Origin of the sequence: Leptolyngbya sp. BC1307 (assembly GCF_002286735.1) — a bacterium.
Taxonomy (GTDB): domain Bacteria; phylum Cyanobacteriota; class Cyanobacteriia; order Phormidesmidales; family Phormidesmidaceae; genus Phormidesmis.
On the sequence record NZ_NRTA01000002.1, the window covers coordinates 1 to 24765 of the forward strand.

At 53.0% G+C, this 24765-nt stretch carries 22 protein-coding genes, 3 tRNA genes and 2 pseudogenes; 8 read left to right on the forward strand and 19 right to left on the reverse strand.

Going from position 1 to position 24765, the window contains the following annotated elements; genetic code table 11:
- The 7 genes and pseudogenes from CKL79_RS01365 to nth form a co-directional block, all read right to left on the reverse strand.
- Positions 1-454 (reverse strand): annotated as a pseudogene (locus CKL79_RS01365) (ISKra4 family transposase); the annotation flags it as partial.
- Positions 455-526: 72 nt separating this feature from the next.
- A complete protein-coding gene (locus CKL79_RS01370; protein ID WP_240518585.1) occupies positions 527-1006 on the reverse strand; it encodes a hypothetical protein in 480 nt (159 codons plus the stop codon).
- Between the two features lie 81 nt (positions 1007-1087).
- Positions 1088-1579, reverse strand: coding sequence for a type II toxin-antitoxin system YhaV family toxin (locus CKL79_RS01375; RefSeq protein WP_205878958.1), 492 nt, complete (start codon positions 1577-1579; stop codon positions 1088-1090).
- Positions 1576-1986 (reverse strand): type II toxin-antitoxin system PrlF family antitoxin, encoded by a 411-nt coding sequence (locus CKL79_RS01380; RefSeq protein WP_121967795.1) that lies wholly within the window; start codon positions 1984-1986, stop codon positions 1576-1578. Before CKL79_RS01380 ends, CKL79_RS01375 begins: the two co-directional genes overlap by 4 nt.
- A gap of 119 nt (positions 1987-2105) precedes the next feature.
- A complete protein-coding gene (locus tag CKL79_RS01385) occupies positions 2106-3242 on the reverse strand; it encodes a DEAD/DEAH box helicase (RefSeq protein WP_121967796.1) in 1137 nt (378 codons plus the stop codon).
- Between the two features lie 86 nt (positions 3243-3328).
- Positions 3329-3940: a hypothetical protein gene (locus CKL79_RS01390; protein WP_121967797.1), complete on the reverse strand. Its 612-nt coding sequence runs from the start codon at positions 3938-3940 to the stop codon at positions 3329-3331.
- Between the two features lie 24 nt (positions 3941-3964).
- Complete coding sequence (gene nth / locus CKL79_RS01395) at positions 3965-4726, reverse strand: endonuclease III (RefSeq protein WP_240518586.1); 762 nt, start codon at positions 4724-4726, stop codon at positions 3965-3967.
- Between the two features lie 82 nt (positions 4727-4808).
- Here nth and CKL79_RS01400 point away from each other — a divergent pair.
- Positions 4809-4893: transfer RNA gene (locus CKL79_RS01400), tRNA-Tyr, on the forward strand.
- Positions 4894-4912: 19 nt separating this feature from the next.
- Positions 4913-4984: transfer RNA gene (locus CKL79_RS01405), tRNA-Thr, on the forward strand.
- Positions 4985-5155: 171 nt separating this feature from the next.
- On the opposite strand, the gene rpe is transcribed toward CKL79_RS01405, so the two are convergent.
- The gene (rpe, locus tag CKL79_RS01410) at positions 5156-5863 is read right to left on the reverse strand and encodes a ribulose-phosphate 3-epimerase (RefSeq protein ID WP_121967798.1); all 708 of its coding nucleotides are present in this window, start codon (positions 5861-5863) and stop codon (positions 5156-5158) included.
- 216 nt (positions 5864-6079) lie between these two features.
- Between rpe and CKL79_RS01415 the strand changes: the two genes are divergently transcribed.
- Entirely contained in the window at positions 6080-7702 is a 1623-nt protein-coding gene (locus tag CKL79_RS01415; RefSeq protein WP_121967799.1) for a S8 family serine peptidase, read from the forward strand.
- Between the two features lie 687 nt (positions 7703-8389).
- Here CKL79_RS01415 and CKL79_RS24320 read toward each other — a convergent pair.
- From CKL79_RS24320 to CKL79_RS01440, 5 genes are all read right to left on the reverse strand, one after another.
- On the reverse strand, positions 8390-8533 hold the full coding sequence (locus CKL79_RS24320) for a hypothetical protein (RefSeq protein WP_346427034.1): 144 nt from the start codon (positions 8531-8533) through the stop codon (positions 8390-8392).
- A gap of 251 nt (positions 8534-8784) precedes the next feature.
- On the reverse strand, positions 8785-10527 hold the full coding sequence (locus CKL79_RS01425) for a DNA repair helicase XPB (RefSeq protein WP_121967800.1): 1743 nt from the start codon (positions 10525-10527) through the stop codon (positions 8785-8787).
- 34 nt (positions 10528-10561) lie between these two features.
- On the reverse strand, positions 10562-12427 hold the full coding sequence (locus CKL79_RS01430) for a hypothetical protein (protein WP_121967801.1): 1866 nt from the start codon (positions 12425-12427) through the stop codon (positions 10562-10564).
- Between the two features lie 82 nt (positions 12428-12509).
- Entirely contained in the window at positions 12510-12929 is a 420-nt protein-coding gene (locus CKL79_RS01435; RefSeq protein WP_121967802.1) for a hypothetical protein, read from the reverse strand.
- A gap of 138 nt (positions 12930-13067) precedes the next feature.
- A tRNA-His gene (locus CKL79_RS01440) sits at positions 13068-13140 on the reverse strand.
- Positions 13141-13524: 384 nt separating this feature from the next.
- Here CKL79_RS01440 and CKL79_RS01445 point away from each other — a divergent pair.
- From CKL79_RS01445 to CKL79_RS01455, 3 genes are all read left to right on the forward strand, one after another.
- Positions 13525-14418, forward strand: coding sequence for a CbiX/SirB N-terminal domain-containing protein (locus CKL79_RS01445; RefSeq protein WP_121967803.1), 894 nt, complete (start codon positions 13525-13527; stop codon positions 14416-14418).
- Between the two features lie 232 nt (positions 14419-14650).
- Entirely contained in the window at positions 14651-15460 is an 810-nt protein-coding gene (gene cobA, locus CKL79_RS01450) for a uroporphyrinogen-III C-methyltransferase (protein WP_121967997.1), read from the forward strand.
- Positions 15457-16404: an RluA family pseudouridine synthase gene (locus CKL79_RS01455; RefSeq protein WP_121967804.1), complete on the forward strand. Its 948-nt coding sequence runs from the start codon at positions 15457-15459 to the stop codon at positions 16402-16404. Before cobA ends, CKL79_RS01455 begins: the two co-directional genes overlap by 4 nt.
- A gap of 179 nt (positions 16405-16583) precedes the next feature.
- Here the strand turns inward: CKL79_RS01455 and CKL79_RS01460 are convergent, their stop codons facing one another.
- From CKL79_RS01460 to CKL79_RS01470, 3 genes are all read right to left on the reverse strand, one after another.
- On the reverse strand, positions 16584-17363 hold the full coding sequence (locus tag CKL79_RS01460) for a phycobilisome rod-core linker polypeptide (RefSeq protein WP_121967805.1): 780 nt from the start codon (positions 17361-17363) through the stop codon (positions 16584-16586).
- Positions 17364-17702: 339 nt separating this feature from the next.
- Positions 17703-18359 carry a molybdenum cofactor guanylyltransferase gene (locus tag CKL79_RS01465; RefSeq protein ID WP_121967806.1) on the reverse strand — a complete coding sequence of 219 codons (657 nt, stop codon included), beginning with the start codon at positions 18357-18359 and terminating at the stop codon, positions 17703-17705.
- Positions 18356-19075 (reverse strand): hypothetical protein, encoded by a 720-nt coding sequence (locus tag CKL79_RS01470; protein ID WP_121967807.1) that lies wholly within the window; start codon positions 19073-19075, stop codon positions 18356-18358. Before CKL79_RS01470 ends, CKL79_RS01465 begins: the two co-directional genes overlap by 4 nt.
- A gap of 138 nt (positions 19076-19213) precedes the next feature.
- Here CKL79_RS01470 and CKL79_RS01475 point away from each other — a divergent pair, with 138 nt between their 5' ends.
- Positions 19214-19789 carry a hypothetical protein gene (locus CKL79_RS01475; RefSeq protein WP_121967808.1) on the forward strand — a complete coding sequence of 192 codons (576 nt, stop codon included), beginning with the start codon at positions 19214-19216 and terminating at the stop codon, positions 19787-19789.
- Positions 19790-19889: 100 nt separating this feature from the next.
- Here the strand turns inward: CKL79_RS01475 and dxs are convergent, their stop codons facing one another.
- The gene (dxs, locus tag CKL79_RS01480) at positions 19890-21803 is read right to left on the reverse strand and encodes a 1-deoxy-D-xylulose-5-phosphate synthase (RefSeq protein WP_121967809.1); all 1914 of its coding nucleotides are present in this window, start codon (positions 21801-21803) and stop codon (positions 19890-19892) included.
- Between the two features lie 99 nt (positions 21804-21902).
- Between dxs and CKL79_RS01485 the strand changes: the two genes are divergently transcribed.
- Positions 21903-22463 carry a hypothetical protein gene (locus CKL79_RS01485; protein ID WP_205878959.1) on the forward strand — a complete coding sequence of 187 codons (561 nt, stop codon included), beginning with the start codon at positions 21903-21905 and terminating at the stop codon, positions 22461-22463.
- Positions 22464-22564: 101 nt separating this feature from the next.
- Here the strand turns inward: CKL79_RS01485 and sigC are convergent, their stop codons facing one another.
- Both sigC and CKL79_RS01495 read right to left on the reverse strand, forming a co-directional pair.
- Entirely contained in the window at positions 22565-23833 is a 1269-nt protein-coding gene (sigC, locus tag CKL79_RS01490; protein ID WP_205878960.1) for an RNA polymerase sigma factor SigC, read from the reverse strand.
- A 784-nt stretch (positions 23834-24617) separates the two neighbouring features.
- Positions 24618-24764 (reverse strand): annotated as a pseudogene (locus CKL79_RS01495) (DUF4926 domain-containing protein); the annotation flags it as partial.
- Position 24765: the final 1 nt, after the last annotated feature.

A 24765-nucleotide genomic window follows, 5' to 3' on the forward strand; every position in this document is an offset into this window, starting at 1 on the left:
CCACGTTTTGCACAAACGAGCGGGTCACTTGACGACCATGATTCTCCTTCAGATCGCTCACCACCCGAGGCCCGCTCATTTCGGCATACTTATGACTAATCTGTTTGGCAAACCGGGGCGTTGAGGTCAATACGATGCGACTATTTACCTCTAGCGGGCAAAACGTGGCCCCGCCTTTAGCACTTTGGTAGACATGACGCTCTATCGATACCTTGCCATACGGGCTCTGGTAGCTCTTTGGTTGCTGTCCTTTGCTCGTCCAACGTACACCTTCAATCTCTAGCGGCGAACCATCGGTATCGAACTGCTCTAGGGCTTTGCCACTCGCTAGCACGCCTGCTTCATTCAGCTCCGATTGAATGCTCTCTTCGGTCGATAGCATTGTGCTCTCGTAGGGAATCGTGATTTGAATAGTGACTGAATTCGCATCACTCTCTACTATCAATGCACCCATATTCGCTACACTCCAATAAAATAAAGCTTTACAGTCTCTCGATTCTCCTGAGAATATAACATCATATTTAGGTCACACCCCCGTATAGTCGCAAAAAGTCCGCAATCCCAGCTTTAGCACCCACAGTACGGCAATGGTGGCGATCACAGGATTAATCGGCAGCGTCACCAAATTAATTAAGTACACGATCAACCCAGTCACCAGCGCCGCCTTTCCTAGATTTTTATTGTATTCCTCCACCTTCGCTCGAAAGCTGTCATCCCCGCAGACCTCGCGCCGCAGATTCTTCAAAAATACCTGCCCCAGACTTCTCTGCGCATCGCCATAGACGGCAGTTCCCGCCTCGGCAGCGACTAGCACGCTCAGGCTAGCTTCCAGGTCGCCGTCATATTTGTGGAGGAGTGTAGAGATCGCCCTTTCAGCAGGTTCATACGTTTGCAAAAGCGCATCAGCCTCTCGCAGTTCAGCAGGCGATAGCTGAGCAGTCATGGCAATATCCACCGAACAAGTGACCTCAGCAGTGTAGCGCGATCGCTCATCCACCCACTGCATTTGATACCGACCCCACAACCTTCCGCAACCTTCCACAACCACGCTGCAACCCCTCACGACCACACTGCGATCGCAAAGGCATCACGAATTAAGCTGCCAATCACTATCGCTCTCGTCTATTGAATCGCAACGCTCTATCAAAACGGGCCAACTATCAGGCATGTCGCCTTTCTCTAGGAGCTTGGCAAACACAACGTAAGGATCTCGCTTGCTACCCGCTGTTCTAAGTTGCTTTAGCCCATTGATCCAAACGTAGACAATAGCTCTACTCTGAGCGTCATAGCGAAAAAATAGTCGATGGCGGTTGGCAGGTTTGGCTCTAAACCAATGTCTGTAAGCCTTTCCCAACGTATTTCCCTGACGATATCGACTATCCGATGGATCATTGGGTATCTCCACCAGGCAACAGCGAGCGATCGCTTTATACAGCGAGACAATATTATTGCGCTCCCAGCTCTCGGGGTTGCGCTCTTTTATCTTTCTGACAGCGATCGCCAGCTTTCGCATATATTCTTTGAAAGCCGAATGCGTATAAAGATTCCAGCCGTTAACAACGATGGGCCTGGGCTTCACGTGCCTGCCTCTTCAGCTTCTATCTCAGCAAACAAATCGGAGAGTTCAGCCGCATCATCATCAGTAAAATCAAAGCTGTTAGGGTCAAACTCGACGAGATTTTGCCAACTGCCCGCGATCGCGATCGCCACCGCTACAAAATCAGACGCCATCGGCTCAAGTCGCGTAGGACTTTGCTCAATATCCTGCTCCAGCAAGGACAGAAAAGGTCGCAAAGCAGGATCGGCCTCATCGCTAACAGGAACAGCAGCTTCAGGCTTTGGCCTGATAACTACCTGGCCCGCTTCGTCAATTTCGTACTCTATTTTTCCGCCGCCTTCTAAACCCAGATGCTTGCGAATACTGCTAGGGATTGCCGTCTGACCGCGATCGCTCAAAGTAGACTCTGCTCTATATCGATCAGCCATTTGAAAGAAAGCCTCAGCAACCCCAGCATCATAACGGCATTACAAGGTAAATACAAGTCATTTGCAGGTCAAATACAAGTCATGAGCCTTTACAATTATGTTGCACAGCTACAGAAAATTTACACCAGACTCCACCGAATGGTGAACAGCCTCTCCAGCTCGCTCTTCTGCTCTAACTGCTTTTCCATATCGTCAATAATATTGTCCCTGCGTGCATCCACATCGTCCTGCGCCTCAAAGAGCGACCTTCGCCTCTGAGTGCGCGATCGCTCTAACTCCCTCACCCGCTTTTGTCCCACCAGCTTTGCCTGCAAATCCAGTGCCCCCGTCGCCGCCCGCTTCGCCTCCCGAATTTGCCGATCAAAGTCTTTAATATTGTCCCGCTGCAAATAATCCGAAACCAGCTCGTACAGCACCTCTTTAGAATCATCTGGATCAAACTTTTCCAACAGCGGCAGCCGCGCCGTAAAAGACACATAAGCATCCACCTGGCGGCGCAGCGTCCGATGGCAAATAGGCTTCAGCCGACGCTTCAGCGTTTCAAACACATCGCTCGAACCTTGCCGACCCGTAAACTGCTCTTTGAAGCTCTTCACATCCCCAAACGTCAGCTCATCGATAAAGCTCACTAAGCCATACAGCTCCAGCAGCGAATTTTGTAGCGGCGTCGCCGTCAGCAGCAGCTTATTCCGCTTCTGCAAAATTTCTCTCAGCTTCTTAGCAATCTTATTAGAAGACTTATACACGTTGCGAAGCCGGTGAGCCTCATCAATCACTACCAAATCCCACTGTGTGCTTTCTACCTCTCCTGCTTTGTTGCGGGCAAACTGATAAGAGCAAAAGATAATGTGCTCCGTATCGTCGAAAGGATTGTACGAGCCATCCTTTTTTGCCTTGTTATAAGACTTTGTTTCTAAAATTTTCCCTGGCAAAAAGAACTTATCTTTTAGCTCCAGCAGCCACTGCTTGCGCAAGCTAGCAGGCGTAACCACTAAAATTCGCCTTTTTCTTTCTGCCCACTTCTGGGCAATTACAAGCCCCGCTTCAATCGTCTTTCCTAAGCCCACCTCGTCAGCCAGCAAAGCGCCCTTCGACAGAGGTGAACGAAACGCAAACAGCGCCGCCTCTACCTGATGCGGATTGAGATCAACTCGCGCCCCGGCAAACGTACTCGCCAGCTTCTCTAACTTGTCCGAAGAGCACCGCTTAGTCAGCTCATGAGCAAAATATTGAGCGTGATAATCAGTTAGCGGCATAGGTCGCCAGTCAAAAGCTAATAGCAGTATGGCTTATCTTACCGTTCCTGACTTCCACTGGAGCGAAGATAGCCTGTGACCCACCGCTATACCAAATTTTGCTCGCAGAATCCGAAGAAGGCTCTCAATATCCCTAGTAGCGTGGGCATCCCGCCAGTGCTGTATAAAGGCGACTCACTTACCTTGCCGTTGATCGTCAGACGGTAAAATTGCCAGCCATCACCATTCGTGACAATGCCATAAATATCAATCACCTTGCCTAGCTGCTGATTTATCCACTGGCAAGCCTGCATTTCCACTAAACATTGAGCGGCTCCCTGCTCGAAGTCATCCTTTTTCGCTTCGATGACGCATACAAAAGGGGCTTCTAAGTAACCTCTCCGCTCAGCGACGAGATAGTCTGCATTCCCACAGACATCTTCACCCTCTAAATAAGCGCCTTTCCACACTTTCAGCCGTTGAAATCCTTCCAAGCCTTCTTCGCAGATGGCGTCGATCAGTAGCGTCTTTGAAACCTCAAAGCTTCTTAAGTCAAACCGCTGTAGCCGCGCTAGCCTCTGCCGAAAAAAATCGCTGATAGGAACCGGCTCTGCCGCTAATGTCCAAAGTTCCAGCTCTTCGATACCCAAATACTTAAAAGCCTCTTTGAGAGTAAAGCTAGAGAAGCTTTTCTTCCGTTCTTTCGTAGCTTGTACCATAGCTTTCAACCCAAAGAATCAAGTCTATAAGCCAATTTTAGGGCACATATCAACTAGCGGGCAGCTTGTACACTGCGGATACTGCCCCTTACACACATTCTTGCCAAACGGCATCAGCAGCCGGTTTGTCTCTACCCAATAGTCCTTGGGCAGCTTGTCCTCTAACGCCTTTGTCGTTTTCTCAGGTGTCTTCGTCTCTACATAGCCCCAGCGGTTGATCACCCGGTGCACATGCACATCGACGCTGATGTAGGGCTGCTTGCAGGCAATGCCCAGCGCTAAGTGGGCGCACTTGGGGCCGATGCCTTTGAAACCCAGCATCACCGCCTCGTCGCAGGGGAGTTCGCCATTGTGCTCTTGAACGATGGTTTGCGCGATCACCCAAATCTGCCCCGCCTTCCGCTCCGCATACGTGCTTTTCGCAATCAACTGCTCAATTTCCGCTACTGACAGCTCGCTCATGGCCTGCGGCGTATTCGCCCTGGCAAACAGCCGCCGCGACACTGGCAAACTCACCTCGTCGTAAGTGCGAATCGAAATCATGCAGGACACGAGCTGCTCAAACGGTGAGCGGTAGCCTTCTTCAGCGAGCTGAAACATCGCCGCACGCGGATAGCCCGGCATAAAACTGGTCAGGCGGGCAAAGGCCACGTCAATATCAAAAGGCATAGCGGATTGGGAGTTTTCAGCATTGCTAGCGTAAACAGCATCGCTAGTGCCGACATCGCTCTGAAGCTTAATTTTGGGCGATCGCTGAGGTGAAAAGGCCCGAAGAACCCTGCACAAAATTTGTCCTAAATATTCTGTAAAGCAACCCCTGCCCACCCGTGCGCATCGTATGCTACATTTTATAAGCCGTAGATGGCGGGGGTCAGTGCCCGAGTGGTTAATGGGGGTGGACTGTAAATCCACTAGCTATGCTTACGCTGGTTCGAATCCAGCCTGGCCCACCATCTTCGCATTCAATCTTTTGCCCATGTGGCTCAGTGGTAGAGCACACCCTTGGTAAGGGTGAGGTCACGAGTTCAATCCTCGTCATGGGCTTTTTGATCAAGGTTGGGGAAACGGGCGATCGCCGCCCAGCAACCACCTGATAGCAAAAAGGCCGCCGCCTTTAGAGAAGACCCAGGATCCTCCCTAAAAGCTAACGGCCCAGCGATCGCCTGGAGCCCCCGCCCCCGACTTATTCCTCAGAGGCGGGCAATAATTCAGCCGCTACACAGCCGCCAATTCAGGCGCAGGCCGCTTGCTGTTACGAATATCGCTAATCGCCTCAGCGTAGTCGTCTGCCTTAAAGACGGCAGAACCTGCCACGATCGCATTGGCACCCGCTTCTAGCACCTGCCACGCATTGTGCGATTTCAAGCCGCCATCGACTTCGATCCAGGGATCGAGGCCACGCTCGTCGCACATTGCTCTGAGCTTGCGAATTTTGGGGATGACACCGGGGATGAAGCTCTGCCCGCCAAAGCCGGGGTTCACACTCATAATCAGCACCAGATCGCACAGATCGAGAGAGTATTCGATTAGGTCCAGGCTGGTGCCAGGGTTGAGCACGACGCCCGCCTGCTTGCCGCACTCTTTAATCTGCCCCAGGGTGCGGTGGAGGTGGGGCGACGCATTGTGCTCGCAATGGACAGAGATAATATCAGCGCCTGCTTTGGCAAAGTCTTCGACGTACTTTTCCGGCTCTACAATCATCAGGTGAACGTCGAGCGGCTTATCGGTCAGCGGGCGCACCGCCTCTACGATCATCGGGCCAATGGTGATATTGGGCACAAAGCGGCCATCCATCACATCGATATGAATCCAGTCGGCACCGGCTTTGTCTACCGCGCGAATTTCCTCACCCAAACGGCTAAAGTCAGCGGACAAAATCGACGGTGAGATAACAACAGATTTATTGGACTGAGTCGTTGCCATAGGGGAGTGGCCTCTCGCTAAGGGATATTTGCTATAGAGAAAGATCTATATAGGTGTGTCTATTGTAACAAAATATTTATCCGGCTCATAGCGCTAAAGCTCTATCAAGATTTCTGAGTTGCAGCATTCGCTGACAGGTCGCTGCTGTAACCCTACCGTCGCCTCTGCAATTGAGTTAAAGTTGCTCTGTCGTCTCGTATCCAGCTTGGTCGTTATATGGGCAGCTTTTTTTGGCATTGGCAGCGGCGTTCGGTTAAGCGATCGCTCGGCAGTTTGGGTTTGGGTTTGGGTGCGCTAGCCGCCGTGGGTGTGCCAGCCGTAGCGCTGACCAGCTCTATTGGCGCTGATGGCATCGATGCTCGCCGCTTGCAAGAAGCGCCCTACAATTTGACCGGTCGAAAGATTGCGATTGGGCAGGTAGAAATTGGTCGCCCGAGTCAGTTTGGCATTGATAAAATTGCCACTGAAAATCCGCCTGTGCAGGTGGGTCGAATTTTTGAGCTAGATGCACCAGCGATCGCCAATGAGTCAGTCGATCCGCACGCGGCCAACGTCGCCAGCGTCATGATCAGCCGTGACAAGATGCTCAGAGGCGTCGCCCCCAACGCCTTTCTTTACTCAGCGGCGATCGGCACCCTGACCGAATTTATTGGTCAGCAGGAAGAATGCCTGGCCTCTCAGCATGTTGCCCTACAAAATAGCGGTGACGTAAGAGCCACCAACTTCAGCTTTGGTGAACCTCTCAGCCGTGACGTACGGCCCAATGCCAGTTTGGACGGCAATGCCCTGCTTACCCAATGCATCGACTGGTCGGCGCGAGTGCATAAGCTGCTTTATGTGGTTGCGGGCAACCAGGGGCGGGGCGGCATTCCCATTCCTACCGATAATTTCAACGGCATCAATGTGGCCTACTCCACCCGGGTCGATGGCAGATTTATGCGGGTAGACAGTGCTAACTTAGGCAGCGAGCCCACGTTCAACGCCCCCAATAGCTCGCGCCCTGAGGCTAATGAGGGCCGCCGCCGCTCGATTAATCTGGTAGCGCCAGGCAGTGAAATTGAGATGTTTCAGCCCAATGGGGCGCGCACAGTCAGCAGCGGCACTAGCTTTGCTGCGCCGCATGTGGTGGCGACGATCGCGCTCTTGCAGGAATTTGGCGATCGCCAGCTACGCGCCGGGGCCAACCACTGGAGCCTCGACTCTAGAGAGCCCCAGGTGATGAAATCAGTCATTCTCAACGCCGCCGATAAGATAGAAGACCCCGGCGATGGCTCGCTGTTGGGCATGAGCCGCACCTTACTAGATGAAAGCGGACGCAACTGGATCGAATCCGATGCGTATACCAATCAGCAAATTCCGCTCAATGCCGAACTGGGCACCGGGCACCTTAATGCCTTTAGAGCTTACGAGCAGCTCGCAGGCGGACAGTGGACACCGGGCAACATTCCAGCTATCGGCTGGAGCTATAGCAGCCTGGCAGAGACTGGCAGCGCTGAAGACTACCTCTTTGAGCAGCCGTTGAAAGGCGGTAGCTATGTCAGTGCGACCCTTGCCTGGGAACGCCTGGTCAAGCTAAATTCAGCCGACGAATACTACGACATTGGCGAAGACTTTACCGGTCAGCCCTTAAGCGACCTGGATCTGTATCTGATGCCCGCCGATACCGATGACATCAGCCAAAGCGTATGGTCATCGGTCAGCCGGGAAGACAGCCTGGAGCACGTATTTATTCCAGTTCCGGCAGACGGTCGCTATAAGCTGAGAGTCGTGCAGCAGCAGGCCAACAGCGGCGAAGCTCAGCCCTATGCCCTCGCCTGGTGGTCACAGACTGTCCAATAATGGAGGCATTTAGACAGACGTATTTCGACCTGTGTCTCCTCATGGGCAGATTAGAGAGAAACAATTCAGCCTAATCTGCCCATGAATTGGATTTTCTGTAACAACAAGTTAGGCCTATATTTCTAAAATAATGAAACGTGAAACTGGAGAACTTTCGGCAGGAAGCCTTACTGGGAATAAGCGCTATGAACAGCGTGCTCGTAAAGCATTGCCAATTCTTGTTCGGCAAGCAACTGCTGGAAATACGATGTTGTATAGTGCTCTTGCTGAAGAATTAGGAAGGCCTAATCCAAGGAAGTAGGGCTGTCCGCGCTTTTTCTGGCTGGTTTTGCCAGTGATGAGGGGGGTGTAGCGGGTCTCGGATGCATTCGGGAATCGCGAGTCGCTTTGCCCGTTTCAGCACCAGGCTTTCAGCCGGTGTGATATACCGCAGCAAAGCGACCAACGCGATAAATCTACCTGTTGGGCGATCAGATTTGCTTTGTTCCTAAAATCTTACGACGTTTTCTCTTGCCTCTGCTCAAACTCGACCGCCTCGTATAAATCAGCCAACGTAATCTCGACCCCAACAGAAGACAACGTCAAGATTGCTTCCAACCCGCTGTACTCCGTAAACAACCATTGGTTCGCTGCCTGCTTTTCGTAACGCTCCACATGGGGCCGATACTGATCGATCAGCACATATTCCTAAAACGTCTCAATTGTTCGGAAGTGTTCAAACTTCTTATTGCGGTCGTAGGCTTCTGTAGACTCAGAAAGCACCTCCGCAATCAAAATAGGGTTTGTGACGGTATCTTTGCGTCCTGGTTTTAGCTCCACTGGATCAGCCATGATCATAAGATCCGGATATGTGTAGAGATCCATCGCGAAACTCGCTACGAGTATCCGATTTTATCTCTAGCGCCAGATATTCCTCAACCGTGTAGGTCGCCGTATGAGTTTTGTTGTTTACTGCCGCTGCTGTCATACACTGATTCCTCCAAGCTGCCTTAATTCTATCGCTGATCGCATTGGCTGTTTGTCACTGTTGCTTTCTTCCTCGTTTATTTCTCATTTGGAGTATACGATTGGAGCCCCAGGCATCAATCGTCCCACTGCTGGATGTGATAGCGGTAGCCTTGTTCTGTCAAAAACAACTGGCGGTGCTGGGCAAACTCTTCCTCACAGGTGCGCAATGACACCAGCGTATAGAACTGAGCGCTATGGCCATCTTTTTTAGGCCGGAGAATGCGACCTAACCGCTGGGCTTCTTCCTGGCGCGAGCCATATTTCCCAGAGACCTGAATTAGTACGTCGGCATCGGGGAGATCGAGAGCAAAGTTGCCTACCCGAGAGAGAATGAGACCTGCAACTTCGCCGCTGCGAAAGTCAGTATAGAGCTGGTCGCGCTTTTTCTGGCTGGTTTTGCCGGTAATAAGGGGTAAATCTACCTGTTGGGCGATCGCACTCAACTGATCCAAATACTCCCCAATAATCAACACCCGATGCCCCGCTTCTTTCTTCAGTAAATTTTGAACGACATGTAGCTTGAGCGGATTCTCCGCTGCAATCCGAAACTGATAGCGGCGCGCAGCCGTGGCGTATTCCATCTGCCTCTCTTCAGTTTGTAGCACCCGAATTTCCGTGCAGTGGGCAGCCGCGATAAAGCCTTCTCCTTCTAGCTCGCGCCAGGGCACGTCATACCGCTTTGGGCCAATTAGGGTAAACACATCCCCTTCGCGGCCATCTTCTCGGATCAGCGTAGCGGTAAGCCCCAGACGCCGCCGGGCCTGGAGTTGCGCGGTGATGCGAAAGACGGGGGCCGGTAACAGATGAACTTCGTCGTAAATAATTAGCCCCCACCCCTGCGCGTCAAATAGCCCGAGATGGAGAAAGTCATCATCCTGGCTGGGTCGGTAGGTGAGAATTTGGTAGGTGGCCAGCGTCACCGGGCCAGTAGCCTTTTGTTTGCCGCTGTATTCCGCAAGTTGTGCTTCGGTGAGGTTGGTTTTATCCAACAACTCTCGCTGCCATTGGCGCACGGAGGTTAAGCTGCTGGTGAGAATGAGAGTTTTCTGTTGGACTTGGGCCATCGCTGCCATGCCGACCATGGTTTTACCCGCCCCACAAGGAAGCACAATCACGCCGCTGCCACCTTTGGCCTGCCCCGATTGGTAAAACAGATCAGCCGCCGTTTGTTGATAAGGGCGCAGGTGAAACGGCTCGCCGCTAACAGCTGTGACTCGTAGCGCTACCGGCAGTTCATCCCCTTTCAGGTAGCCTGCGAGATCTTCGGCAGGATAGCCTGCGGCGAGGAGTGCTTGCTTAAGGAGGCCGCGATCGCCCAAAGCAATCGCAAAGGTTGTTGGAGAAAGGCGATTCCCCTCCGGAGAGGCTTCGCCAACGCCCAAAAGCGGCCCCACCTGCTCATGACGTTTCAACAGTTCTGCTAAGGGTTTGTCTTCTACCTGCAACAGCAAGCCAGAAAGATGATCAGAAAGCGAGCCGCCATCATCCTGATCGGCTTTTGGGGTATCTGCTTTGATTGTTGTGAGACCATAGCGATCGCCCAGGGCAACCAGTTCCTGAGCCACAGATTCGGGCATAGGATATTTGGCATTTTCTTGTAGGGCCGTGACCATGTCAGCAACGGGCATTCCCGCAGCGCGAGCGTTCCAAATGCTCAACGGACTGAGGCGGTAGGTGTGGATATGTTCGGGGCTTTTGATCAGTTCGGCAAAGGGAGCGATCGCACTCTGCGCGTCCTCAGCTTTGGGGGCATGGACATCGAGTAAAACGGTGCGATCGCTTTGAATAATCAGCGCGTTGTCAGGAGAATAGCTCATCGGTAGTTAGCTGAATCTTGTACTTATTACTGAGCTACTGCTGGCTGAGCGGCAGGCTATAGCCAAGTTTGCGCAGACCATTGCGAAAGCGAGTTTCTTGATCGAGCAACACGACCAAATGTTTCTCTCCGGCTAGCTGACAATATTTTTTCGTCCGCGAGTCGTGGGCAATGAGTGCCGCCAAGGTGGCATCTGCGCATTCAATCAATCGAGCGATGCCTTTATCCTGCAAGCTCTCTGAGCGACTGCGACAGTCTTTAAAGAACTGTTCTACGGTTTTGGGAAAGGCCTCAGCGCTAGCCCGACTCAGAAAGTCTTGAAACTCTGATAGGGCATGGCCAGCTTCTGCTGCCTTCAGGGCCGTTTCTCGATCTAGTTTCCAGACGGCATCAGAAGTTTGGCTGGTAAAGGTCTCCATCATCAACGCTTCTGCTGGGCTGAGCGGTGGCCCCGTCATCACAATATCCAGATTGGGCAACACGCGCAGGGTACTCTCCACGGTTACAGGCGCGGCGGTATAGCTATCGGCAAGGCCCATGCAAAAGGCACCCAGTGGGTTAATCCGAAAGGCCAGCAACCCATCATAGCGGCTGAGAAAACTATAGTCGTCTGCGCCCCAAAGCTGATGAAATTCACTCTGAGGCACTTCATAGGGGGCAGCATACGCCACATCAATCAGGCCCAGCGTAGCCGCATATTCAAACAGAAAGCATCTGAGGTAGGCATCTTGCAAAATACTCCAACTGCTGGTGTCGTAAAGATAGCCATAGCCCGGTTCACTAATGTATAGATTTTCGGGAGAACGGCTTATCTCGAAGCCTTGCCCGCTGGCAATCAAGTACTGCTTAAGATCTTCGTATGTAATCCATCGTTCTGTCGGGCATTGGCTGAGGACATCCACAATGTGCTTACGTCGTCCGCCCACGGCGGTGAGTCCCCGTTTCCCTTTCCCGGTTTGCCCTTTAATGGTCTCAGTGCGGCGCAGCTCATCGAGCAGTGTGGTTTTGAGCCACTTTTTCCAAATGACCTGGATGGTTTTAGCGGGGTCTGCGCCCATGGCTTTTTGGCCAGCTCTGGTGAGCTCCAGCTTTTTGCCCTTGAGCTGAGCTAGCCCACCGCCCTGCAAGAGCATCACCCAGGCAAAGGGTTTGATATCGCCAATGGCATCGGTATCTTTGGGTTGATCGGTTTCACTATAGTAATCGCCGCCTTGGAGCAGGGGTGCGATCGCCTTCAGGGCAGCCTTCCCCGGCATGAGCGTTTTATCACTGACGCTCACTTTACCCAAGTGCACCAACCGTAAAACGGCCAGCAAATCCTGCTGAGCAGCTTGTTCGGTAGGGCAGCGCACAACAGAAACCGCTTCTACGGTCCTAACCCGTTTGCGTGTTGGGTAGTCATAGGACAAGTATTTGACCTGAATGCTCTCAGGCGGCTGGTCGGTACTCTTTAAGGTCAACGCTTGGGGCTCTGGCACAAAGGCTTTGAGCTTGAGCCGCAGATCTTCTGGGAGAACATCACCCACGCCGTAATAATTGCTGAGGGGATAGAAAAACAAATCGAGGAGTTCAGCCGAGCGACCGTACCGATAGAAAGACGAGCGGGTATCCCATTCGGGCAGTTGGCCATATTTTGCCTGAAACTGCTCAGGCAAATAGCGCCCTCCGGTCACATAGACGGCTTCGGCAACGGCGGACTGCTGAAGTTCGTTGAGGTCTTTCCACAGTTTTTTCAGGTTGGGCGATCGCAGATATTGAGCGATCGCATCGACTAGCTCTGCCTTGCGCGTAGGCTTGTCCCTGATAGGCAAGCGTTGGAGCAGTTTTTTTAGCTCGTCTACGGTGTGAAAGGTCAGACCTTCTTCAAGAGTTTTGAGAGCGGGGTGTTGAGGGGCTGTCATTTATGAACCTACTTCTGCAATCGCTTTCCACAAGTTACTCCGACGATGGTGCTTAGTTTTTCACTGCGCCCACTATGGTTAACTATTGCAAATACACCGATGAGGTCTCAAACGCTTCTTCTGGCGTGCCGAAAAAAGTGCCGTTTTTAAACACAGAAGGCTCGTACTTTTCGTTGCTGTAGGTATAAAACGCCATTGCCCACTTGTCCGCATCGCCGCTGTAGCGCAATCGGCACAGATGGGTCGGCACCGTTCTTAAAAACTCAATCCGCTCTTCCCGCGTGCAGCCGTAGAGTTCTTTATTAAAATTTTTCTCTGGCACATAGGGCTCTATGTAAGCATCGATATAGCAAAACTTATCCCGAAAGCGCACATCGATCCGATTAAATTTGCCCGCATAATGCGCCTCGGCATAGGTCAATATGCGCTGTGTAATCGGCTCTTTTAGCCGCGCAGGAATTTTAATGCCGCCCGAGTGAGGATCGTAAACCCAAGGTGCCATCGTCAAAACTCCGTAACATAGGTACCTAAAGATATAGGATATCGCTTCTAGCGTTACGCCCGGAAATGATCCCACTTACGAAGCTAGAGACTAAGCTAACCACTTTGAAAATTGCTGATTGAAAATTGCTGAAAGAAGGGCGAACGACGGGACTTGAACCCGCGAATGGTGGAATCACAATCCACTGCCTTAACCACTTGGCCACGCTCGCCATATCGAGTAACTAGTATAGCACCGCTGTTTTACTGAATGCTAATTCTTCAGTGATTTTTCAGCTAAAAATGATCCTATTGAGCCCCTTTAGGCTCGCGGATTACCTTTATTGCTTAGGGCTGATGAGTTAATAGCTCTCTCGGGTTTACTGAGACAAGTGCATCTTGCTGGGTTTCTATGAACCTTATTGAGATTAATTGATGATTAGCCACAACCTGATGTCAGAGGCTGGTCACAGAGCAAGGGCAAACTGCAACTTCCGATACAGCCTTTTGTTGATGAAATCTTGAATAATGAAAATTAATATTCCAAAGTTTTTGAGATCCGCTATCAATAGAAGCAGTGCTCTTACCGTTCATACAAGAGGTATCCTTTGAAACCCGTGGTCGCTTCAACTGCCTATTTACTGATTTCGCACGGTAGCCGAGACCCTCGCCCTCAGGTGGCTATGGACCGACTCGCAGACCTGGTGCGCAAACATTTAGAAGCTACGCCACAGCAGGCAGCAGCGGGCAACGACACGCCCCGCTCCCAGACCCGACCGCTAACTGAGCGCACTTTTTTTAACAGCGCCATTCCCCATAGAGCAGCCGAGCGACATAAAGCAGCCGACCGAACCGCCTTACTTGCCAAGCCCCACTTAGAGAAAGCTCCTACTGCTAGCTCGAAGGTGATCGTCGGCACAGCCTGCCTGGAGCTTTCACCTATCGCCTTGAGTGAGCAGATCTACGAGTTTGGGCGACGGCTACAGGCGGCAGGCGTGCGTGAGCTGAAGCTACTGCCCGTATTTTTGATGCCGGGCGTTCACGTTACCGAAGACATTCCCGACGAGGTCGAGGTAGCCAGAGCGCTACTAGGCGACTCACTCCAGCTAACGCTGTGTCCGCATTTGGGCAGTCATACCAAAATTAGTGAGGTGTTGGCCAGTCGGCTGGCGGCTGTGCCCGCTGAAGGGTCGCTTTTGGTAGCGCACGGTAGCCGCAAACCCCGAGGCAATCAGGCGATTAAGGGTCTGGCCAAACGGCTTGATACGGCGGTGGCCTACTGGTCCACTCCGCCAGATATTGAAACGCAAGTGATTGACCTGATGCAGCAGGGCTGCCAACGGCTAGCCATTTTGCCCTATTTCTTATTCGCCGGGGGCATTACCGATGCGATTACTCACCGCACCGAAGAGCTAGCTGAGCGCTTCCCTAAAGTTAGCTTTCGGCTACTGCCTACCCTGGGGGCAACTGACGAAATTGCTAGCCTCGCGGTAGAGCTGGTAAATGAGTGAGCTGTCAAGGTGACGCCTGCGCCGTATCGTAGTTGGCAAATTGTCTGCGGTGGTTTTGCTTGAATTAAGTTAGCTGCTTCACATTTAGCTTTGTAACAATTTAGCTGATGACCTGGCTATAGTTTATGGGAGTGGTTACTTGTTCTGATGACCCTGTCATTTACTTATGCCGTCTAACTTTTCTGTGGATGATGTGTCGCGCTCACCAGAGTCGCTGTCGGGGCTTGCTGCTATGGGCAAGGTCTATCTGGTAGGGGCCGGGCCAGGAGATCCTGGACTGCTGACTGTAAAGGCGAAAGCGCTGATAGAGTCGGCTGATCTGGTCGTGTTCGACGCGCTGGTGAGCGATCCGATTTTGAGCCTGATTAACGTGCGAGCCGAGCAGATTCATGCGGGTAAGCGGCGGGGCAGGCATTCGATGTCTCAAGAGGAGATCACCCGGCTACTGTGTCAGAAAGCACATGAGCATGCGGTCGTTGTTCGACTGAAGGGCGGTGACCCGTTCGTTTTTGGCCGGGGCGGAGAGGAGATGAGCGGGCTGATGGCAGCGGGGATAGCGGTCGAGGTGGTGCCAGGGATTACGGCGGGCATTGCGGCTCCGGCTTATGCAGGGATTCCGGTTACGCATCGGGGCTACAGCTCTTCGGTTATCTTCGTCACAGGGCACGAGTCAGCAGGTAAGTACCGGCCTCAGGTAAACTGGAAGGCTGTCGCCCAGGCTGCGGAGACTATCGTGGTCTATATGGGCGTGCATAATTTACCCAACATTACGCAGTCGCTGATGGCAGCTGGGCTACCGGCGACTACGCCAGTGGCGCTGATTCGCTGGGGCACCCGACCTGAGCAGTCGGAACTGTTAGGAACGTTGGGGACGATTGTAGATCAGGTCGCAGTGACTGGCTTTACAGCACCCGCGATCGCCGTCATTGGCCAAGTGGTTGATCTGCGATCGCAGCTAGCACTAGCATCACCGGTATATGGTGAGCATTGGGCGGCTGTCAGTGGGCTAGGGAGCGAAGGAGCAGGGGACACAACGGATTGACGCAGGCGGCTGAGCAGACAGTTAAGCAGACGGTGGAAACGCTGAGGCCAGTGCGATTAGACCGCTGGCTAGCGGAGCATGTAGAAACGCTTTCTCGCAATCGGGCGCAGCAGCTCATAGAGCAGGGCGCGGTGCAGGTAAATGGGGCAGTCTGCGACAGCAAAAAAGAGCAGGTGAGTCAGGGCGATCGCATTGAAATTACTATTCCTGAAGCCAGCCCCTACGAGCTTCAGCCTGAAAATATACCGCTCGATGTCTTGTACGAAGACGACCAGCTCCTGATGGTGAATAAACCGGCAGGCATGGTGGTGCATCCGGCTCCCGGCCACGATACGGGCACTCTAGTTCACGCGCTGCTGTTTCACTGCGGCACTCAGCTTACCGGAGTAGGCGGCGTTCAGCGCCCCGGCATCGTCCACCGACTCGACAAAAATACGACTGGCGTCATGGTCGTCGCCAAAACCGAAACGGCGTTGCGCAGACTGCAACAGCAAATCCAAGCCAAAACTGCCCGGCGCGAATACATCGGCTTGGTCAACGGCGTTCCTAAAGGGGAGCAGGGCACCATCGATCAGCCCATCGGTCGTCACCCCAAGCATCGCAAAAAAATGGCCATCGTCCCGGTTGATCAGGGCGGACGCGAAGCCGTCACCCACTGGAAAACCCTGGAACGACTCGGTAACTACACCCTGGTTCAGTTTCAGCTACAGACCGGACGCACCCATCAGATTAGAGTCCACAGTACCTATTTGGGGCATCCCATTGTCGGCGACCCGGAGTACGGCTCGGGCCGGTCACCGGGGATAAAGCTGCCCGGACAGGCACTCCATGCCTTTCGCCTAACGCTAGAGCATCCGGTCACTCAGGTCACCATTACCGGAGAAGCACCGCTGCCCGAGCGGATGGCAAAGTTGTTAGATAGACTGCGATCGCAGCATCACTAGGCAGATGTCGTATCTTCCGATAGCGTCACAGCATGAAGATCAACCGGCGGTATAAGTCCGAGGCATCCCTAATCATTACGGGAGATAGGCAGAATGATGATCAGTAAAACTGATCGCAAAAAAGCCGGGATAGAAAACTACCCCGGCGATAACCTTTTGAGGAAAGAACAAATCAGTCGTTAGCCGTTGCCGTTGATCGGCACGTTCAGCTTACGGAAGGGCACAGATGCACCAATGTTGATATTGGCGGTGCTTACCCGAGGCGCTGCAGCCGGACGAGCGGCGACGCTGCGAGCCATATCGAGGTAGAGCGAGGGATTGCCTGCAGTTGCGTTCTGCTCTTGTGGCTTGAAGCGACGGACCTCTTCCTGCCAGCTGATTTGAGGGAAGCCCAAGATAGAGCGATAGTACTCGTCGTAGCGAGGTGACTTGATATTGACAGGACGCTCGCCAATCTCACGACCCGGTAAAACCCGACGACGCTGGAAGGGTACGATGTCGTAGCCAAAGTTCTTCATGTACTCGTCGGTATCGAGCAACTCATCAATGAAGCCCTGCAGCCCCTTAGTCGCAATCTTAATTGACCAGGCAATTTTTTCGCGCTCATTGTAAGGATCGCGGCCTAGCGCTCGCTGAATGCACTGCTCAACAAAGCGATAGTTGCTATTTTTGTCGTAAAAGCTGCTGCGATACGTCTCTGAAAGCAACAGACCCCGAATGAAGTCACGCACGGTGATCTGGTTGTTGCGCAGCTGAGATTCTAAAAAGATCTCACGGTCGGCCTTAAAGGCATAAAAGAAAATTTGACGGTAGGCTGCGTCAATCAGCTCAGTCATTTCGCTGGGCTCTAGAAGAGACTCAGCGCTATAAATTCTGGGCTGGTCGTCGCCCTGTATGGTGTACCCCTCAACCCGTTGGTTCTGGCTTTTGGGCGGGTAATTCAACAACGGAAGAGCCACGCTTGAATCTCCAACACTTGTGTAAACATCTGCAATTAATATCTTCCAATCATAGAGGAGGCTGGTCGCTCAACCTGGAGAATCTGAGGAAATCATTACACAGCTTAACATTACATACAAGTGCTATGGATTAAGGCTTTAGCTATTGAGCACTGCGGCTAAACAGGCACAGATTGACCAGGCTGACCAGCGGCAATGACCCAAAAACTCATATTTTGCAACATATGGCCATCGTCGGATGCACTCATGCGACGGCTAGCCATTTAGCCCTCAGTACATAACGGTTCTAGCGATCGCTAATGCAGGTCAAAGCTATAGTTTTTACCTGACAGCGCGGCGTCAGTTGAGGCTGCCATCGCCCTGTTGGACCGCCTGCCAGTCACTGGGCGTATTGCAATTAAACAGCATGGAACGCGGGACAGCGCTGTAGGCTGCGATGGGCACCGTGGTTAGCCAGGATTGAAAAGAGCGATCGCCGCTAGCCAACCGCCGCAATAGCCCCGGCAAACAGCGACGATGGTAGTAGCCACAAAGCGGCTCCCAGCCTTTGATGCCAGGCGTTAATGAAGCCACCGGAAGAGGGGCAGGCGGTTCGGCAAGGCGTTGCCAATGCTCAGTCTGCGCCAGTAGCCAACGCCACCAGCGCTGCAAGATAGCACTCTCTAGATACGGCAGGTCACAGGCCAGCAGCAAACACCAGTCCGAGCTGATATGCGTCCATCCCTGGGCAAATCCGCTCAACGGTCCGAGAGGAGAATCGCCCCTTGCCTGATCTTCTGGCAATAGCCGCACCGTCGGTGGTACGACCTGTTGGTAGCGCTCGGGCCAGGGCGTCACGACGACGACCTCGGCAGTCAACTGCTGGGCAATCTGGGCGGTTTGAGCCAGTAGAGGCTGGCCGCTGGGAGTCGTCAGCAGCGCTTTATCTTGGCCCATGCGACGGCTACGACCGCCTGCCAAAATAACTGCCGATAGAGCCGGAGATACGGTCATCATCCCGGTTTGCGCTGAGATGAACCCGCCTCGCTGGCCTGGCGCTGCCGCTCGGCCCACTCGTGCCCCTTGAAGTAATAGATCAGCGCTGTCAGTGCCGCCAGCGCCATATACATTAGCCGCATCAGCCAGCCTACCCGTTCAAATACATAGGCGATCGCATCTGCTCTAGGGTCGTCATAACTAGCTAGCTCTTCACTCAGCGCCTGAGTAGGATTCGTCAGCCGTTGACCTTCTAACTCTTCACGGCGAGTCGGCAGATCGGTAAATTGCGTGCTGAAAGGATAAAAGCCAAAAAAGCCGCCGCTATCCCCCTCTCGCCTGAGAAAGTCATTAGTCAGATCGCGGGCTTCGCCATAGGAAAGGCTGCTTTGGTTAGCAACTTCTCGAATCCACAGATTCTGCTGCATCATGTAGCTAGCGCTAAAGACAAAGGGGCTGACGACGACCAGCAGCGCCATTTTAGCCGGGTGTTTCCAGCGGCGAGGCAGCAAAACTGTAGCCGCGCCAATGCCTGCACCCAAAATCGCAAACACCACCAGATTGAATAGCTCAATGAGTTCGATGCTCTTAAGAAAACCGCCGATCCAGGGCACTGAGTAGAGAAACACATCAGCCAACCAGGCCGCGATCGCCTTCAGCGCTGCCAATAGCAAACTCAGCCCAATACCGATGGCAAAGAATACGGGAATGCGCGATCGCTTTGAATCAATGGGCATGAGAGAGGCAAGAAGTGGAGGCGCTACACCTCTTCATTAAAGCCTGTGATTGCGAAATGCAAAATAGGGTTTGAGTTTTACGGGGTTCTCTAGTACATTTGAACCAGTCTTTGTGTTTAGCCGTAACCCTCTCTGCTTATGAGTATCGAACAGACTAACCAGCTCATTTTGCTCATTCTAAATTCGGTGCTAATGACTCTGCTGTCAGCAGCTTTACTGGGGGGAGCCTGGCTGCGGCAAAACATGCTCTCTCAGCAGCTTAGCCAGGTGCAGCGGCGCTACCAGCAAATGACCCATCGCCCGGCTATTGGCACAGCCGAAGCCCAACCAATACTGGAGAAGGCTCAGCTCAGAGCTAATCTCAAGCGGATGCGAGACCAAAGGCAGCGACTGAGAAATCAGTACCTCTGGAGCCATCTGGGAATGCTGACACTGCATATCGCACTGCTGATCTTTGGCGTCAGTCTGTTTGCGCTAGCGCTGCGATCGCTCCTATCGTTTGACGGGCTAATTTCTGCCGCTCTGTTTCTATTTACCCTGGGTTCAGCCGGGCTGCTAGCGGGCGCAGGCTGTATTTTGATCGATTTGGTACAGGGTAACAGCGGCGGCGATTCGCTTGGGCAGTCTCTCGGTAAAGTAATAGCCCAATTTGCCCGCTGGTGGCAGCGTCGCAAAAGCGTCCCCTTGATCGAGCCCGTGGGAGAGAGCCGGTAAGAGAAGACAGAAGTCGGCCCGCTTACTGTCTCCTGTCTCCTGTCTCCTGCCTCCCGTCTTCCCCTCCAACCAGCTCCCCTCAGCTCAATCGCCCGACAAACTACCGCTGCTCAGCCAACTCACGGCTAGTTTCCCTCAAGTCAAACCGTTTGAGAATGCGCTCAGCCATCTGCGCCGGCATCAGCCCTAGCGCAGCCTTTGACTGATCTGGAGAGGCATGATCTACTAGCTGGTCGGGCACGCCTAAGCGCAACAGCGTTGGTGAGAACCCGCGATCGCTCAATTCCTCAGCCAGAGCCGAACCAAAGCCACCCATTAAGCAGCCGTCTTCTAGAGTCACGACCCGGCTAATCTTATTTGCCAGCGGCAGCATCAACTCAGTATCTAACGGCTTGGCAAAGCGGGCGTTAACCACCGTTGCCTCTACCCCGTGCTCACTGAGAATTTCAGCAGTTTGCATAGCCGGATAGACCATCGCCCCGTAGCCTATGAGCAAAACGTCGTCGCCCTGGCGCAGCACTTCCGCCTTGCCAATCGGTAGCGCCTCCCAGCCTTCTTCCATCAGCGGCACGCCATAGCCATCGCCACGCGGGTAGCGCACGGCAATTGGCCCATCGTATTCAATACCAGTAACGACCATGCGCTGTAGCTCGGCTTCGTCTTTGGGAGCCATCAGCACCATATTCGGAATGCAGCGCATATAGGCAATGTCATACATGCCCTGGTGAGTAGGGCCATCGACCCCGACAATGCCCGCCCGGTCTAACGCAAAGAAAACCGGCAGCTTTTGGATGCAAACGTCATGAATAATCTGGTCAAAGGCTCGCTGTAAGAAAGTGGAGTAGATCACCGGTACGGGCTTCATGCCCTCGCAAGCTAGGCCCGCCGCTAGGGTTACCGCGTGCTGCTCGGCAATACCCACGTCAATATACTGCTTGGGTAGTTTGGCTTGGAGCAAGTCTAGCCGGGTGCCCGTCGCCATCGCAGCGGTAATCCCGATGATGGTGGGATCGTTTTCAGCCAGGCTGACCAGCGTCTCGGCAAAGACTTTAGAGTAGCCGGGCGGCTTGGGCTTACCGCTGGGATTTTTTTTGCCGGTTTCCAGGTTAAAGGGTGACTGAGCGTGGTAGCCTACCTGATCTTTTTCGGCGATTTCGTAGCCTTTGCCTTTGACGGTCGCGACATGCACTAGCACCGGGCCGCCGTGCTTATGGGCTTCTTTAAAGGCGCTGATTAGCTCTGAGATATTATGCCCGTCTACCGGCCCCATATAGGTGAAGCCGAGTTCTTCAAAGACCGCACCGACTTTAGAAACAGCTAGCCGTTTCATGCCTTCTTTAACGCGGCTCAGCTCAGGCGTGAGCGACTCGCTAAAAGGTAGCTGCTTAAGCTGCTCTTCGAGGTTGTCAGTGAGGAACTGCACGGGCGGGCTCAGGCGCATTTTGTTGAGATAGCGCGGAATCGCCCCGACGTTGGGGGAAATCGACATTTCGTTGTCATTGAGCACTACGACCAGGTTGGTTTTGGGCAGGTGACCGGCGTGGTTAATGGCTTCTAGCGCCATACCGCCCGTGAGCGCACCGTCGCCGATGACGGCGGCGACTTTGTGCTTTTCACCTTTGAGATCACGGGCGATCGCCATTCCTAAAGCTGCCGAAATACTGGTAGAAGCATGGCCCGCGCCAAAGTGGTCAAACCGGCTCTCGGAGCGCTTCAGGTATCCGGCTACGCCATTTTGCTGACGTAAAGTGTGAAAGTCTGGGTAGCGTCCGGTGATCAGTTTGTGGGGATAAGCCTGGTGACCTACGTCCCAAACGATTTTGTCATAGTCAAGGTCGAGGGTTTGATAGAGCCCTAGTGTCAGTTCGACCACCCCTAGTCCGGGGCCTAAGTGCCCGCCACTGGCGGCAATCGTCTGCAAATGTTTATCGCGAATCTGCTGAGCAATTTGCTCTAGCTGCTTAACTGAAAGACCATGCAACTGGTTAGGGTGGGTGATTTCACTCAGATGCATATCAAATCCTCTCTTAATCGGCGTATACGTATCGTTATCGTCACTCTATTCACTGTAGATTAGATCAGAGCGCAAGCAAGCAATGAGGCTCCTATGAAAATGTTCACGACTCTTGAGCTACCCGTCACCCGCCTGACAGCCAGTGTAAAAAACCATCTCCGTAGAGGGTCTCGGCTATCGGCTGGGGCCGCGTTTGGAGCGGTTTCGCTAGGTACAGTTGGCCTCAGTGCCTTAGGGGCAACAGCGGCAGCAGCGGCGAATCCGGATTATTTTGGTTGCGCCACAGGCATGACTAACTCAGGCATTTCAGAGACAGCGGCGATCGCCGCCTGCGCTGCGGCCCGCTATCCAGAAGAATTGGGGGCCTGCGTAGTCGATGTTAACGAATTTACCGGGCTAACGGCTGACAATGCGCTGCTGGTTTGTCAGCGATCACGCCGCCCTATAGAGGTCGCCAACTGCACCATCGACATCCATACCTCCTTGCTCGACAGCCCTTCGACCAAGGTATTGGAAAACTGTGGCCGCAGCCTATTGCCTGCCCGCTATGGCACCTGCGTCATTGACCTGGTCGATGCTACCGAGGTGGCTGTAGACGAAGCACTCACCCAGTGCATTCGCACAGGCTATCGCCCCTGGAGAATTCAACCGCGTCTGTAGGGTTAAATCGCCTTAGGTTCCTGCCCAAGACAAATCCCCCGTAGACGCTTTAAACCTTGTCTGCGGGGAATCAATTTGAACGGAACTGATTTCAGATTGCTCTAGCTCAGTACCTCTAAATAGTCGCGGACCCGGTTGCGTCGCTTCGGCTGGCGCAGTTTCTGCAGTGCCTTGGATTCAATCTGTCGCACTCGCTCACGAGAAAGCTCCAGCGTCCGGCCAATTTCGGCTAGGGAGTAGGGCACCCCGTCACCCAGGCCAAAGCGCAGAGTGATCACCTCCTGCTCGCGGGTCGTCAGGTCAGTGAGCAACTGCTGTAGGTCGCGCTTGAGCGATTCGCGCATCAGCAGCTCTTCGGGCGAAATATCGTCGGTTTCTAATAGGTCGCCCAGCTCAGTATCGCGATCTTTGCCAACCTTGGTATCTAAAGACACCGAGCGAGGCACCTTCAGCAGCACTTCGCGAATTTGGGCAACGGTCATGTCTAGCTCGCGAGCAATGTCTTCGACTTTGGCGGTGCGGCCTTCAGACTGAGAGATTTTGCGCTGGGCTTTTTTAATTTTGTTGAGCTTCTCGGTAATGTGAACCGGCAGGCGAATGGTGCGGCTTTGGGTGGCGATCGCCCGCGTAATCCCCTGACGAATCCACCAATAGGCATACGTACTAAAACGATAGCCCTTAGTCGGGTCAAACTTCTCGACCGCCCGCTCTAGACCCAATGTGCCTTCTTGAATCAAGTCCAGCAGCTCTAGCCCCCGGTTTTGATACTTCTTCGCCACCGATACCACCAGGCGCAAATTGGCTTTGATCATGTGCTCTTTGGCCCGGATACCTTCGGTCTGTACCGCTTTTAGCTCGTCTATACTGAGCCCAGCTAGCTCTGCCCAGAGACGCTTACCCTCTATCAAAGTTGGTTTGAGGTCAGCCGCCAGAATACCGGCAACGGTCGCCCAACGCTCTAATGAAGGCCGATGGCTGAGCTGCGCGGTTAGCTGATCGCGAGTGTGCAAAAGATTTACATAGGTTGCCAGCGTTCCGCCCACCTGCTCAGCCGCCTGGTCGCGCAGTGCTAGCAGTTCCATATGCTGCTGCACTCGCTGAGCTTCTGCCACCTCTTCATCGCGCTCTAGCAGGCTCACCCGGCCAATTTCTTGTAGGTATAGCCGCACCAAGTCAGTCGTGCGCTGAACTCGGGGCTTGCTATGCGTTTCCACATCCAGCCCTTCGACATGCACATCGGCACTTTCATCAGAAGCCGCTAGCGAAAGATCGTAGTCAGACGGCTCGCGCAGGTCGTCTACTCTGTCATCACTATCATCTAGTGAATTGCTAGCGGTGCGCTGGTCAACGTAGTCAGACGTAGCTTTCATGATGGTAGGAAGTAGCGGGACAAAGTTGAGAATCGGCGTAGCTCACCTCTTGAAAAATAGTGTGCCCAGCCGATGGGGGCCGCACAGCAAAAGCCGCTTTTAGCAGAGGTGCGCCTCAGTAGAGCTATCAGGCCTAGATATTTTTTTTTGCCAAACAGTTTGAGCCAGTTGCTATTTATTGGGTGTTGACCTGATTGCATTAGTAGAGCAATCAATAGAGAAAAAATCGGGATCTCGATACTTCAGTATTCACAGATAGCAAGGCCCATTCCCGGAACCCTTCAAAAAACGTCTCTAAAAAAATTGTCTTAGAGACAGTGCCCAGCTGTGTGAATCAGCCAAACTGCTTTAATAAAGAAATATCAGCTCAGCTTGTTCTCTTCATACGGAGCTAGTACAGGTTCGCCAGTGGCACAAAGGCCGCATCTGCCGGCAGGGAGCAATCGGACGACGGCAGGCAGGCTATGGCGAGGGCTAGCGCATGCCTTGCAGACAGCGCTAAAACCCTTGACAGCTATGAGGTTTAGCATTCTCAAGCTAGCTGACACGCCGATCTATTTGTGGTTCCATCGGTAAAACCAAATAGCAAAACCACTTCTTTTTCTAGCTAAATAGCCGCATATTAAGGAACCACTATGAGCCACTGGCACAAAGGGCTGGTACTGAAAGCAGACATCGGTTTTGTTAGGTAGGATCTTGCTGCTTCATAGGCATGTCTTGAAGCTCCTCGGCGCTGTGAGGCTCTTTGCGATGCGCTACAGCGTGGCAATTTAGACAAAATCTATCAGCTGACCGCACTCAGTTCGTAATGTAGTGCCAAGATTTCATCTATCTGTAGTATTGCCATTGCGTACTCACGACCCTGTAAATCTGCAAATTCAATCAAATAGCGGCGAACAGCTCCCTCGTAGATCTCCACAATAGTTCCTACT